The following is a 13,651-nucleotide window of genomic DNA, read 5'->3' as shown; positions in this document are numbered from 1 at the left end:
GGCAGCCACGGGCCGGGCTTCATACCAACCGGAGATGAGGATCCGGCCGGGATGAAAACCCGTCCCGCGCTGCCTCTTTCGAGGAGTCAGTTGCCGCCCGACCCGGAGGCGGACCCGCTACCGGAACCGGAGCTGCTGCCCGACGAGAGCCCGCCGGGGAGGCGCAGGTTCGCGTCGGGGACGCCGGTGCCGTTCGGATCGAGCATGCCGCCGCGCCCGGCGTAGGCGCTCTCCCCGGGCGCGGATTGCACGGTGGTCAGGTACTTCCACAACCCGTCGGCCAGCAGTGCGCCGCCGACGACGAGCGTGCCCGCCAGTCCGCCCGCACCGGCGAACGCGGCGATCGCGGCGGGCGCGGTGGCCAGGCAGGCGGGACCGACCACCAGGCACGACCCGAGACCGATGACCGCGCCGGCCAATGCGCCGATCACCGTGCCCGCTATCGCGCCCAGGGGCACCCGGGTCATATCGGTGGCGAAATCGTTGAGCGCCAGCTGTTCTTCCATCGGCGAGGCGATCGGATGCAACCCGGTATCGGGGGTGAGCGCGAGCGCTCGCCCGGAGTCCATGATCCGATACCGGATCGGATGCCGTTGACCGTCGAGCAGGAAGCCCGCGGGCAGGTTGAGGGCGGTCCGGCCGTCGAGGGTGCGGATATCGACGGACTGCCCGTCGGCGGCGGTGGCGAAGAGCGCGTGATCGAGCAGCGCGATGACGGAGTCACCGGCCACCGCCGCGCTGACTGCGGGTTCCACCGCGGGTTCGCCGACGGCGGTTCCGGTGGTCGCGGTGATCGCGCATACCGCCAGCGATGCGACGGAAAGTGTTGAGCGAAGCTTCATTTCGTACTCTCTCGCGGATCGCCGGGTCAGTTCCCGGCCGCGGCGGGCACGCCGGGCTTGCCCTGCACGTGCTGGGCGTAGATGCTCTGCCCGGGTGCGGCATTGAGGGCCGTGACGTACTGGTAGAGGGCGTAGGCGGCGGTGGGCCCGCCGCCCAGGACCAGTCCGGCCAGCCCGCCCACACCGCCGACCAGGCTGACGATGGGCAGTACCGCGACCACACAGCCCAGGCTCAGGACCAGGCAGGACGCACCCGCCACCGCGAATCCGACGCCCACGCCGAGCACCGCGCCGATGGCGGTGCCGATCAGGCTGCCCACCGAGGTGCCGATACTGACCGCGTTGATGAGATCGTTCATGGCGAGCTGGTTCTCCAGCGGCGAGGCGACCGGGTGCAGCTCGCGCCGGTCGAGCGTGGCCAGATCCGGTGTCAGGCGCAGGGTTCGGCCGTCGGCGGAGATCTCGTCCCGGATCGGCAGCCGTTGTTCGTCGAGCAGATAGGTCAGCGGTAGCGAATCCAGCTCCGCGCCGGCGGCATCCCGGATCCGTACCGCGTCCGCGGCCTCGGTGCGGGTGAAGCTGCCGTGTTCCAGGCTCACCACCACGGTGCCCTCGGCGACGGAGGCGTGGTAGCTGACCGGTGAGACAGCTGGTTCGGGAGCGGCGTTCGCGGTGGCGGCAGCGGTGACGGTGGTGACGACGCCCGCGGCGAAGCACGCCGCGATCATGCCGGTGCGACGACTTTTCATGGGATTCCTCGGTTTTCGTTGGGAGATCACGAGTGATGCCGATCCGCTGCGGGCGGTGCCACACCATCGCCGATCGAGCGGCTCGTGATCGCGGCTAGCGTACCGACCGATTAGTCGGTCGGTCAGCGAATCGCGCAATTTTCCCCGGGACTCCCGGTGCGGAAATTCAGATCAGGGGGCGGGCGCGACCACGACCCGGAGATGGGCGCAGAAACGCCGGAAGGATCCGACCATATCGACCTCGGGGTCGAGCAGCCACTGATTCTCGAGCCCCTCCATGGCGGCGATCAGCAGATCGGTCACGGTGCGCACCTCCACATCCGGCCGGACGCTGCCCGCCGCGGCATCCCGCGTCAGCGCGGCCTCGATCAGCGAGTGCAGGAACCGTTGCCGGCCGGTCACCCACTCGTGCGCGGGATGGTCGGCGCCCACCGCCTCGGCGGCGGTGAGGTGAGCCAGCCGGACCAGGTCGCGATTGGCCGCATTGTGCCGGACGACCTGCTCGAACAACTCCAGCAGCGCCGCGAAATCCATCTCGGCCAGATTCTCCGGCGCGGATCCGGTGGACTCCATATCGCGCACGTCGCGAGTGGCGAGCACCGCTTGCAGCAGCGCGGCCTTGCTCGGAAAGTGGTGCAGCAGGCCCGATTGGGAGATGCCGGCCGCGCCGGCGATCCGCCCCAGCGAGCTGCCCCGGTAGCCGTCCCGGGCGAAGTGCTCGAACGCGATGTCGATGATCTTCGCGCGGGCCAGTTCGCCGGAGCGCTGGGAGGAGTCGGTGGTCGCCATGAGGTCGAAGCCTAGGCGATTTTCCGGCTCGGGCTGGCCGACCAACTAATCGGTCAGCTACTATCGCCCGCAGTCTCTTCCGCCACCGCGGGTGGCCGATCGAAATTCAGGAGCGTTCATGCACCGCAGAGCCGGAATAGCCGCTGTCGCATTGGGTTTGGCCATGCTCTCCGCGCCGCCCGCGACCGCCGCGCCCCCGGGCGAGACGCCAGTGGGAGCGCTACCCGGCGGCTTCCTGTGGGGTGTATCAGGCTCGGGCTTCCAATCCGAGGGCACGTCACCCGACAGCAACTGGTCGCGTTACGCGGCCTCGGGGAAGACCCGCGATCCGATCGGCACCTCGGTCGACTTCCTGCACCGCTACCGCGAGGACATCACCCGGGCCCGCGAGCTGGGCGCCGGTGTCTTCCGGATGAGCGTCGAATGGGCGCGACTGGAACCCGCTCCGGGACAACAGGATCCGGCTGCCTGGGCCTTCTACGACGAGGTGATCGATGCCGTGCGCGCGGCCGGGATGCGGCCGATGATCACCCTCGATCACTGGGTGTATCCGGGCTGGGCCTTCGAGCAGGGCGGCTGGCGGCGCGCGGAGATGAGCGCCGACTGGCTGGCGAACGCCCGCCGCGTGGTGGACCGCTACGCCCGGTTCGATCCGCTGTGGATCACCATCAACGAGCCGTCCGCCTACGCGTTCCAGGAGATGCAGGTGGGCGGGCTGGGGCCGGCGGAACTGCCCGCCGCCATGGATCGGTGGGTGAGCGTGCACCGGGAGATCTACGACTACATCCACACCGTGCGCCCCGATGCGCTGGTCTCGTCCAACGTGGCCTACTTCCCGGTCGCCGAATCCGCCGTGGACACCACCTTCCTGGATCGGATCGCCGACAAGCTCGACTTCCTCGGGCTGGACTACTACTACTCGATGTCGCCGGCCGACCTCAGCTACGCGAATGTCTTCTCCGAACCATGGCGGGCGAGCGCCGCGCCCGACGGGCTGTACTACGCGCTGCGGCATTACGCCGAGACCTATCCCCGGCTGCCGCTGTACGTCGTGGAGAACGGCATGCCGACCGAGAACGGGGCGACCCGGCCGGACGGATATCAGCGCACGGACCATCTCGCCGACAGCGTGTACTGGGTGCAGCGCGCGGTCCACGACGGCATGAACGTCATCGGATACAACTATTGGAGCCTCACCGACAATTACGAATGGGGCAGTTACACACCGCGTTTCGGGCTCTACACGGTGGATGTCAAGAACGATCCGAGCCTCGCTCGCGTCCCCACTCCGGCCGTCGACGCCTATCGGAGGGTCATCGCGCAGGGCGGGGTGCCCGGCGAGTACCGGCCGGTGCATCCGGCTACCCGGTGCTCGCTGGTCGACGCGCCCGCCAGCTGCCTGCGTCCCGCCGGCTGATCCGCTTTCCCGAGGAGGACCCGCAATGATCGTTCGATACGCGGCCGCCGCGCTCCTGGCCGCCGCCTGCACCGCTGTCGTCCCCGCCGCGGCCGGCACTCCACCCATCGTCGCGGGTTCCGCTGTGCCCGACGCGGATTCGTTCTATTCGGCCCCCGCCGACCTGGCGTCCTATGCCAACGGGCAACCGGTGGCGAGCCGCGAAGTCACCGCCGCGTTCGCTACCCCGGTGCGGGCCTGGCAGGTGTCTTATCGCACCAACGATTCGCATGACGCACCCGAGCTGGCCGTGACGACCGTGCTGGTGCCGACCGCACCGTGGACCGGGCCCGGGCAACGCCCCGTCGTCTCCGAGCAGATACCGGAGGATTCCACCGGCACCCGGTGCGCGCCCTCGTACGGAATCGCCACGGGCGGTTTGAAATCCGGTGAACCGGTGGAGCAGATGCTGGCGCGCGGCTGGATCGTGGCGGTACCGGACTTCGAAGGACCCAAATCGGCCTTCCTGACCGGGCCGCAATCGGGGCACGCCATCCTCGACGGGGTTCGGGCGGTCGCGCAATTCGCTCCGGCGGGCGTCGGCCCGAATGCGGTCTGGGCGCTGGACGGCTACTCCGGGGGCGCGGCCGCGACCGGCTGGGCCGCGCAACTGCACCCCACCTATGCTCCGGAGCTCACCTTCGCCGGGGCCGCGCTCGGCGGCGTACCGGCCGACCTGCCCGCGCTCACCAGCTATTTCGACGGCGGTCTCTTCTCCGGCTTCAACGCGGGCCTGCTGGTCTCCTTCCACCGCGAGTTCCCGGAGGCTGCCCTCGACACCCTGCTCAACGATCGCGGCCGCGCCCTGCTGACCGCGGCCGACAACTCCTGCGTGGACGACAACCTGCACCGCTTCGCCTTCCGCCGCCTCTCCGATCACAGCGTCGTCCCCGACCCCCTGCGTGATCCCCGGCTCGCGGACCTGTTGCGCGCCAACTCCCTCGGCGCGACCGCCCCGACCATGCCGATCTACAACTATCACCTGATGACCGACGAGATCGTCCCGGTCAGCCAGGGGGACGGCCTGGTGGCGCAGTGGCGGGCGGGCGGCGCAACGGTGGTCGCCGTCCGCCACCCGCTCGGTGAACACGGCCTCGACGGCGTCCGGCACATGCCCGAAGCGCAGGACTTCCTGCTGGAGCGCTTCGCCGCCACGGCACCGGCCGCTCGCTGAAAGCCGTTGAGCTATGCCACTACTCGATAACACCGCACGCCGGGTGCTGTTCGGCGTGCTCACGGGGATGCTGCTCGCCGCCGGTACCGCCGCCGCGGGCCCGGCCGAGCCCGATCGCCTCGACACCGGCGACTTCACCTCGGCGGGGCTCACCTACAGCTATGAGACCTTCGTGCCCGCAACGCTGCCGGACTCCCCGGCGCTGCTGGTCATGATCCACGGCTGCAACACCACCGCCGCACAGCAGCGGCAGGCCAATCGACTCGATCCTCTTGCCCGGCAAGCCGGTTTCATCGTGCTGTACGTCGACGGCAGCCCGCTCAACCAGCTCCAGCGCCAATGCTGGTCGGGACTGCTGGCGCCGGGCGGCGAATCACGAACCTCGGGTGATGCCGCGGCCATCGCGGGCATGACCCGGCTCGCGGCCGCGCGCTATCACGTCGATCCGCGCCGCATCTACGCCCTCGGAATGTCCTCGGGCGCTTTCGAAACGGCGCTGCTCGGCGGATACTTCCCGGACCTGTACGCCGCCATCGGCCTGCATTCGGGGGCCGCCTTCGGCCACGGTGCGCTCGGCTGCCTGGGCCCGCCGCTACCGACGGCCAGCACGGAATACCTTGCCGAGCAGGCTTTCTCGGCAGCGGCGCGGTACCGGCGGGTTGTCCCGGTGATCGCTTTCCACGGCGACGCCGACACGGTGGTGCCCGGCGAATGCGGGCAGCAGGCCGTCGAGCAGTGGCGCGTGACGAACAATATGACCCTTGCCGCACAGGGAATTCCGGACCGAATTCCCGCCGAGCCGACAGCGACCGCGCACGGCGTCACCGCGGTCCCGGACGGCTACCCGTTCACCGTCCGGACCTGGGACTCCCCCACCGCCGAATGCCCGGTATCGCAGTCGTGGACCGTGCACGGCGCGGGCCACACCTGGTTCGGCGGATCCCCCGATCCGGCCTCCGCGCCCTTCACCGATCCGCGCGGTCCGGACTCCTCGGCAGCCGCCTGGGCGTTCTTCTCCCGCATCGAGCGGACCCCGGACGGGTACGAATGCCGTCCGCCCGCCTGAATCTCCTTCTCGCTCCACCTCTTCTCGACAGGAAATCCCCATGATCGCGGGCTCCCCGCTCCGGCTCGACGCCGCACCGGTCGACTATGCCATCGTCGCCATCTACTTCGTGTTCGTCCTGGGCATCGGATGGCTGGCGCGACAACGCATTTCGTCGAGCGTCGACTTCTTCCTCTCCGGCCGTTCACTGCCCGCCTGGGTGACCGGCCTGGCCTTCATCTCCGCCAATCTCGGCGCGGTCGAGATCATGGGCATGTCCGCCAACGGCGCGCAGTACGGCATGCCGACCATGCATTACTTCTGGATCGGCGCGATTCCGGCCATGCTGTTCCTCGGCGTGGTGATGATGCCGTTCTATTACGGATCCAAGGTGCGCAGCGTGCCCGAATTCATGCGGCGGCGCTTCGGGACCGGTGCGCACCTGGTGAACGCGCTCAGCTTCGCGGTGGCGCAGGTCCTGATCGCGGGCGTCAACCTCTATCTGCTCGGCACCATCGTGAATGTGCTGCTGGGCTGGCCGCTGTGGGTGTCGGTGATCGTCGCGGCGGCGATCGTGCTGTCCTACATCACCCTCGGCGGATTGTCGGCCGCGATCTACAACGAGGTGCTGCAATTCTTCGTTATCGTCGCGGCGCTGCTGCCGCTCACCCTGGTCGGGCTGCATCGGGTCGGCGGGGTGAGCGGCCTGACCGAGAAAGTTTCGGCCCTGTCGCCCGGGTCCGAGGCGCAATTGCATTCCTGGCCTGGCAATGAGCTCAGCGGCTTCACCGATAGCGCGCTGTCCGTGGCGGGTATCGTGCTCGGGCTGGGTTTCGTACTGTCATTCGGTTACTGGACAACCAATTTCGTCGAGGTGCAGCGCGCACTGGCCACCCATTCGATTTCGGCCGCGCGCCGCACTCCGATCATCGGCGCGTTCCCGAAGATGTTCATTCCCTTCCTGGTCGTGGTGCCGGGCATGATCAGCGCCCTGCTGATCCCGCAGATCGCCGAGTTGCGAACCACCGGAAACAGCGACGCCACCTATAACCAGGCGCTGCTGTATCTCATGAAGGAAGTACTGCCCAACGGCTTGCTCGGAGTGGCCATCGCCGGACTGCTGGCCGCGTTCATGGCGGGCATGGCCGCCAATATCTCCGCGTTCAATACGGTCTTCAGCTTCGACCTGTGGCAGCAGTACATCGTCAAGGACAAGCCGGACGGCTACTACCTGACCGTCGGCCGCCTGGCGACCGTGGGCGCGACCGTCATCGCCATCGGCACGGCATTCATCGCGGGCAGCTTCTCCAACATGATGGACTATCTGCAAACGCTCTTCTCGTTCTTCAACGCACCCCTGTTCGCCACCTTCATTCTCGGCATGTTCTGGAAGTCGATGACGCCTACCGCGGGCTGGGTCGGCCTGGTCTCCGGAACTCTCAGTGCGGCGACAGTATTCGTGCTGAACGAAACCGGAGTTCTGCATTTGTCCGGCCAGGGCGTCAGTTTCGTAGCCGCCGGCGCGGCCTTCCTGGTGGACATCGTGGTCAGTGTCCTGGTCAGCCTGCGCACCACACCCAAACCCGCCGCGGAATTGGTCGGCCTGGTCTATTCCGAGACGCCGAAAGACCAGCTCACCGACCCCGATGCCGAGACCCTGCCCTGGTACCAGCGGCCTGTCCTGCTGGCGGGCATCGCCCTCGCCGCCGTCATCGCCCTGAACATCACCATCGGATGAGGACCGACACCATGCTTTTCGATATCCGAACCATCGTCGGCACCTTGCTCGGAACCTACGGGCTGATCCTGCTCATCACCGCCGCCGTCCACGACACCGCCGCCGACCGGATGCGCACCGGCGGCTGGAACATCAACCTCTGGACCGGCGCCGCCCTACTGGCAGTCGCCGCGATCTTCTGGTTGTGGGCCCTGCTGCGGCCGGTCGGCCCATCCGATCCGACTCCCGACCGCTAACCGAGCAGCTCCCGGGCGGAGGGCCCTCGCCCGTGCAGGAGCGCGAGCTCGGCCCAGAGCCACAGCGCCGCCGGGCCTGTGAAAAGCGTTGCCACATCGGGCCGATCGCGGTTCCGGAGGGCACGAAGCGAGGGCATGGCGGTTACCTTTCCTGCGACAGTACGAATTTCCGGACAGCGTCGGCGAAGCGGCCGGGCTCCTCCAGATGGCCCATATGGCCGCTGTGCTCCAGGACGAGCAGTTGCGAATCCGGGATCAGTCGGTGCAGTTCGGATGCCCAGCGCGGGCCGCAGATGATGTCGTGGCGGCCTACGATCACCAGGGCCGGGACGGTCAGGTTCGGCAGGTCCGCGCGGTCGTCGATGAGATCGGGGGTGCCGTCCGCGTCCAGGCCCGAGATGTAGTTCGCCCGGATGCTTTCCCGGAGCGGGGCCCAGCGCTGCTCGTCGGCCCAGTAGTCGGCGAGGTAGGACGGCAGGATGCCGCGAGCTACCGCGACGGTCTGCTCATCGGTCGAAATGTCTTGCATCGCAGCGAATACCGCGAGCACCTCGGCCAGTTCGGGGCGATCGGCGTTGGCGGCGGCGAACTCCTGGACGCGGCGCGCGGCCTCCGCGCCGTGTTCGGGGCCGGTGACGGGGGCGCCCTCGTAAAGAACGATGCCGGCTAGGCGTTCCGGGCGGTGGATCGCGTGGTGGGCGGTGACGAACGCACCGTGTGAATGGCCGAGCAGGTATACCTCGGGCACTCCCAGGTTCTCGATGATCCGTTGCAGCGCAAGGCTGTAACGCTCCCGGGTGTATCCGTTCGGATGCGTGGGCAGGCGGCCGGATTCGCCGGTGCCGAGCGCCTCGACGTACACCATGGTCAGGTGCTGCTCCAGGGCCGGCATGCGCAGGTATTCCCAGAAGATGCCGGGGCCGCCCGGGTGCGCGAGGCAGACCGGGCCGGTGCCGTGGACGTGATAGCGCTGGGTGATGCCGTCGGAATCGAAGACGTGGACGCCCGGTGCGAGCGGTGCGGTGTCAGTGGTCGGGGTAGCCATGGAAATACCTTCGCCGCCGGGGGCGGGGCGCCGAATCGGTCAGATGACGCTGGATTGACGTATTCGACCGATGCGCTGACGTACCCCGGCAGTCACCGGTTACGTCATTCGACGGTCGTGGCGGGGCAGGTGCGCTGCCTAACGTCGGGAGGGTCGGTGAGAGACGAGATCCTCACCGTTCCGGCCCTTGGACGAGAGCTTCGCAGGAGTACAGATGGACATCAGCAGACGGTTTTTCGGTGGTGCGCTGGCGGCGGGCGCGGCGAGCTTGGCGGCGGCTTCGCTGAGCGGGTGCTCGGCGGATTCGCCCACCTCGGCCGTGCCGGTGACGGCGGGCGGAGAGGGGTTCCGGGCGGGGGCGGGGGCGGGGGCGAATACCTCGTTGGGGACCATCAAGCAGATCGACGCCGGGGTGCTGAATGTCGGGTATGCCGAATTCGGTCCGGGCACGGGGCAGCCGGTGATCTTGCTGCACGGGTGGCCCTACGACCCGTACAGCTACGCCGATGTGGGGCCGATCCTCGCCGATGCGGGATATCGGGTGCTGGTGCCGTTCCTGCGCGGGTACGGGTCGACGACTTTCCGGTCGGCGCAGACGGTTCGAAACGGCCAGCAGTCGGCGATCGCGCGGGACATCGTGGACTTCATGGACGCGCTGCGCATCGACAAGGCGGTGCTGGGCGGATTCGATTGGGGCGCACGCACCGTCGATATCATCGCCGCGCTGTGGCCGGAGCGGGTCAAGGCGATGGTGGCGGTGAGCGGCTACATCGTCACCCAGCAGGCGGCGCAGCAGCAGCCGCTGTCACCGGAGGCCGAGCTCGGCTGGTGGTATCAGTACTATTTCGCGACCGAGCGGGGGCGCGCCGGGTACACCAGGAATCGGCACGACTTCAACAAGCTGATTTGGAAGAAGGCTTCTCCCACTTGGAATTTCGACGACGCCACCTTCGATCGCAGCGCCGCCGCGTTCGACAATCCGGACCATGTCGATATCGTCATCTCGAACTACCGGTGGCGGTTGAGCCTGGCGCCGGGTGAACCGCAGTACGACGGGTACGAGCAGCGGCTCGCGTCCGGGCCGGTGATCACCGTGCCGGCCATCACCATGGCGAGCGATTTCGACGGCGCGGCCAAGGACGGAAAGCCGTACCGGGGCAAGTACACCGGGAAGTACGAGCACCGCGTCCTGGACGGCATCGGGCACAATGTCCCGCAGGAGGCTCCGCGACCGTTCGCCCAGGCGATCATCGACGCCGATCACCTCTAACGCACGAAAGCCGTTGGGCTGGTATCGAATACCAGCCCAACGGCTTTCTTCATGCCCGAGAACGGATTACAGCGTGCCGCGCTGCTGGATCCCACCGTCCGGATCGAGTTCGAGCACGGTGTCGATACCGATCCGGCGCAGGAACACATAGTCGTGGCTGATGACCAGGATCGCACCGCGATAGTCGCCCAGGGCTTCCACGAGTTGGTCGACGCTGGCGATATCGAGATTGTTGGTGGGCTCGTCGAGGATCAGCAATTGCGCGGGCGGGTCGGCAAGCAGCAAGCGCGCCAGGGCAACCCGGAATCGCTCACCACCCGATAACGTGCTGACCGGACGTTCGACGCTGCTACCACGCAACAGCAGGCGGGCCAGCTGATTGCGGATGGCGGCGGGCGGGGTGGTGACCGCCACCGAGTGAACATTGTCGAGCGCACTGGCCTGCTCGTCCAGATTGTCCAGCCGCTGCGGAAGATACCCCACCCGATCGGTCAGCAGGCTGCCGCGTTCCGGATGCCGGCCGTCGATCAGTTGCTCGATCAGCGTCGATTTCCCCGCACCGTTCCGGCCCACCAGCGCGACCCGCTCCGGCCCCTGGATGACGATGCTCCGGTCACCGTCGCGCAGCTCCGCGATGCGCCGGCTGCGCGGCACATCCGGGTCGGGCAACTCCAGGTGAATGTGTTCCTCCCGCCGCACCCGAGCCGCCGCGGCGGCCAGCACATCCTGGGCCGCAACGACTTTCGCATCCAGGGTGGTGCGCATCGCCCCGGCGGACCCCTGCGCCCGGCTGGCGCGATTGCCCGCCAGAATCCGCGGAATCCCGCCGTCCTTCTGCGTCGAGCGTGCGGTGCGCTCCCGCCGGGCCAGCTTGGTCTCGGCCTCGATGCGCTGCCGCTTCTCGACCTTCAACGCCTGCTCGGCGGTGCGCGCCGCCTGCGCGGCCGCCGCCTGCTCCTGCTCGACATAGCGCCGCCATTCGCTGTACGGCCCGCCGAACACCTCCAGGTTCCCGGCGTGCAGTTCGGCGGTGGCGTCCATATGCTTGAGCAGTTCGAGATCGTGGCTCACCACCACCAGCGTCCCGGGCCACGAATCCACGAATCCGGCCAGCTTGGCCCGGGTTTCGCGATCGAGGTTATTGGTTGGCTCGTCGAGCAGCGTGATCGGCGTGCGCCGCACCCGCAGCCCCGTAATGGCCACCAGCACGGCCTCACCGCCCGAGATCTCCCCCACCCGGCGGTCGAGATCGGCCGCGCTGAAACCGATCTCGTGCAGCGCCTCATCGGCCCGGGCTTCGATGTCCCAGTCGTCGCCGATCGTCTCGAAATACCGCTCGTCGGTCTGCCCCGACTCGATCGCCCGCAGGGCGGCGAGTTCGCCCGAGATGCCGAGCAATTGCGCGATGGTCTCATCCCGCCCGAGCGTGAGCGTCTGCGGCAGATATCCCACCTCACCGCTGGTTTCGATCCGCCCGGAGGTCGGCGTCAGCACTCCGGCGACGAGCCGCAACAGTGTCGATTTCCCGACCCCGTTACGGCCCACCAAACCGGTTCGCCCGGTATTCAACGTCCCATCGACCCCGGCGAGCGCGATGCTCCCGTCCGGCCATTCGAAGGACAAATTCTGCAAGATGATCGCTGATTGCATGGATGTGGACATGGTTCGTCGACTCTTTCCTGCTCGCGCACGAGCGGGCACAAGTGAATTCGGAAGTCGCGGAGCCGGACGAAGGCATGGATGAGCGAGTGCGATCGATACGCCGCCTTCGACCGGGCGGCTACAGTCTGTCGACTTCCTCCATGATCACCCCTCCAGCCTACCGACCGGCCCGCGGCACCGCGTCGCCGGTCCGGTGCTGTCGGTCGCGATAGGTTTCCAGCAGCCGCAGCCACACTTCGCTGATGGTCGGGAACGCCGGGACCGCATGCCAGAGCCGTTCGATCGGCACCTCGCCGGTGATGGCGATGGTGGCCGAGTGCAGCAGTTCCGCCACGCCCGGTCCGGCGAAGGTGGCGCCGACGATCACCCGGCGCCGCGGATCGATCAGTACGCGGGCGCGGCCCCGATAGGCGGGGTCGTATTGGATCGCACCGGCGACCCGGCCGATCTCGTAATCGACCACGTCCACCTCGATTCCGGCCCGCGCGGCATCCTCGGTGGTGAGGCCCACGGCCGCGATCTCCGGATCGGCGAACACCACCTGCGGCACCGCCTCGGTATCGGCGGTCCCGGCGTGGCGGCCCCAGCGGCCGGTGTCGAGGACCATCCCGCGCGCCCGGTCGGCGATCACCGATCCGGCGATGCGGGCCTGATACTTGCCCTGATGGGTGAGCAGCGCACGGTGATTCACGTCCCCGACCGCGTACAACCAGTCGCCCGCGACGGCGGTCACAGTGAAGGTGTCGTCGGTACCGAGCCACTCCCCCGGCGTCAGGCCGATCGTCTCCAGGCCGATGTCCGCGGTGCGCGGCGCACGGCCGGTGGCGAGCAGGAGTTCATCGGCGACCAGCCGGGTGCCGTCGGCGAGGGTGAGGTGGATGCCGTCATCGGGTCCACCGGCGCGTTCGGCCGCGGTGATGGTGGTCTCGAAACGCAACTCCACCCCGGCTTCCCGGAGCCGCTGCGCGACCAGGTCGGCGGCGAAGTCCTCCACCCGGCCCAGCAATCGCGGTTCGCGGGCGATGAGCGTCACCCGCGCACCCAAAGCCTGCCAGGCGGCGGCCATTTCGGTGGCGACCACACCCGCCCCCAGCACGGCCAGCCGGCCCGGCACTTCGCGGGCGCTGGTGGCCTCGCGACTCGTCCACGGCCGCACCGCATCCAGGCCGGGCAGCGGCGGCAGTGCGGCGGTGGTACCGGTGCAGACCGCCACCGCGTGCCGGGCGGCGAGCCGGATGGTCTCGCCGCCGGGGGTATGCACCGTCACCCGCCGCGGCCCATCGAGCCGGCTGTGGCCCCGGATGAGTTCGACGTCAACGGAATCGAGCCAAGCCACCTGATCCTGGTCGTTCCACTCGGCCACCATCCGGTCGCGATGTTTCAACACCGCGCCCGCGTCGAGCGGGCCGGTGACCGCGCTCGCCACGCCCGGGAACCGAGCCGCTTCGCGATAGAGCAGCGCCGGTCGCAGCAGTGCCTTGCTGGGTTCGCAAGCCCAGTACGAGCATTCGCCGCCCACCAGCTCCGATTCGACGATCACGGTGCTGAGCCCGGCGGCCCGGGTGCGGTCGGCGACATTCTCACCGACCGGCCCGGCGCCGATCACCACGACGTCGTAGGTACGCATTTCTTTGTCGGACATGCC

12 protein-coding genes are annotated in these 13,651 nt (G+C 68.4%); 6 read left to right on the top strand and 6 right to left on the bottom strand.

Translation table 11 applies throughout. From position 1 onward, the window contains the following. Nucleotides 1-86: 86 nt before the first annotated feature. The 3 genes from NI1_RS00465 to NI1_RS00455 all read right to left on the bottom strand — a co-directional run bounded on the left by NI1_RS00465 (nt 87) and on the right by NI1_RS00455 (nt 2,380). On the bottom strand, nt 87-842 hold the full coding sequence (locus NI1_RS00465) for a DUF8020 domain-containing protein (RefSeq protein WP_067812997.1): 756 nt from the start codon (nt 840-842) through the stop codon (nt 87-89). 26 nt (nt 843-868) lie between these two features. Then, nucleotides 869-1,591, bottom strand: coding sequence for a DUF8020 domain-containing protein (locus NI1_RS00460; RefSeq protein WP_157534872.1), 723 nt, complete (start codon nt 1,589-1,591; stop codon nt 869-871). Between the two features lie 171 nt (nt 1,592-1,762). Beyond that, nucleotides 1,763-2,380, bottom strand: coding sequence for a TetR/AcrR family transcriptional regulator (locus NI1_RS00455; protein WP_067812995.1), 618 nt, complete (start codon nt 2,378-2,380; stop codon nt 1,763-1,765). 118 nt (nt 2,381-2,498) lie between these two features. Between NI1_RS00455 and NI1_RS00450 the strand changes: the two genes are divergently transcribed. Genes NI1_RS00450 through NI1_RS00430 form a run of 5 tightly spaced genes read left to right on the top strand, consistent with a single transcriptional unit; the run spans nt 2,499 to nt 8,029 of the window. Continuing rightward, nucleotides 2,499-3,797 carry a family 1 glycosylhydrolase gene (locus NI1_RS00450; protein ID WP_067812993.1) on the top strand — a complete coding sequence of 433 codons (1,299 nt, stop codon included), beginning with the start codon at nt 2,499-2,501 and terminating at the stop codon, nt 3,795-3,797. Between the two features lie 25 nt (nt 3,798-3,822). Next, nucleotides 3,823-5,010 carry a lipase family protein gene (locus tag NI1_RS00445; RefSeq protein WP_067812991.1) on the top strand — a complete coding sequence of 396 codons (1,188 nt, stop codon included), beginning with the start codon at nt 3,823-3,825 and terminating at the stop codon, nt 5,008-5,010. Nucleotides 5,011-5,023: 13 nt separating this feature from the next. Continuing rightward, nucleotides 5,024-6,076: an extracellular catalytic domain type 1 short-chain-length polyhydroxyalkanoate depolymerase gene (locus tag NI1_RS00440; protein ID WP_084522423.1), complete on the top strand. Its 1,053-nt coding sequence runs from the start codon at nt 5,024-5,026 to the stop codon at nt 6,074-6,076. 43 nt (nt 6,077-6,119) lie between these two features. Continuing rightward, nucleotides 6,120-7,793 (top strand): sodium:solute symporter family protein, encoded by a 1,674-nt coding sequence (locus NI1_RS00435; RefSeq protein WP_067814943.1) that lies wholly within the window; start codon nt 6,120-6,122, stop codon nt 7,791-7,793. Continuing rightward, nucleotides 7,790-8,029, top strand: a complete 240-nt coding sequence (locus tag NI1_RS00430; protein WP_067812984.1) for a hypothetical protein — start codon at nt 7,790-7,792, stop codon at nt 8,027-8,029. The genes NI1_RS00435 and NI1_RS00430 overlap by 4 nt, the downstream gene beginning before the upstream one ends. A gap of 142 nt (nt 8,030-8,171) precedes the next feature. On the opposite strand, the gene NI1_RS00425 is transcribed toward NI1_RS00430, so the two are convergent. Further along, nucleotides 8,172-9,074, bottom strand: coding sequence for an alpha/beta fold hydrolase (locus NI1_RS00425; RefSeq protein ID WP_067812983.1), 903 nt, complete (start codon nt 9,072-9,074; stop codon nt 8,172-8,174). A 214-nt stretch (nt 9,075-9,288) separates the two neighbouring features. On the opposite strand from NI1_RS00425, the gene NI1_RS00420 reads away from it, so the two are divergent. Next, nucleotides 9,289-10,344, top strand: a complete 1,056-nt coding sequence (locus NI1_RS00420) for an alpha/beta fold hydrolase (protein WP_067812982.1) — start codon at nt 9,289-9,291, stop codon at nt 10,342-10,344. A 66-nt stretch (nt 10,345-10,410) separates the two neighbouring features. Here the strand turns inward: NI1_RS00420 and NI1_RS00415 are convergent, their stop codons facing one another. Next, a complete protein-coding gene (locus NI1_RS00415; protein ID WP_084522422.1) occupies nt 10,411-12,006 on the bottom strand; it encodes an ABC-F family ATP-binding cassette domain-containing protein in 1,596 nt (531 codons plus the stop codon). Nucleotides 12,007-12,163: 157 nt separating this feature from the next. Next, the gene (locus NI1_RS00410; RefSeq protein WP_067812979.1) at nt 12,164-13,648 is read right to left on the bottom strand and encodes a dihydrolipoyl dehydrogenase family protein; all 1,485 of its coding nucleotides are present in this window, start codon (nt 13,646-13,648) and stop codon (nt 12,164-12,166) included. Nucleotides 13,649-13,651 lie beyond the last annotated feature (3 nt).

The sequence above is a fragment of the Nocardia inohanensis NBRC 100128 genome (assembly GCF_001612945.1).
Lineage (GTDB): Bacteria > Actinomycetota > Actinomycetes > Mycobacteriales > Mycobacteriaceae > Nocardia > Nocardia inohanensis.
The sequence above is the reverse complement of the archived record's forward strand: the minus strand, read 5'-3'. Positions and strand labels throughout refer to the sequence as shown.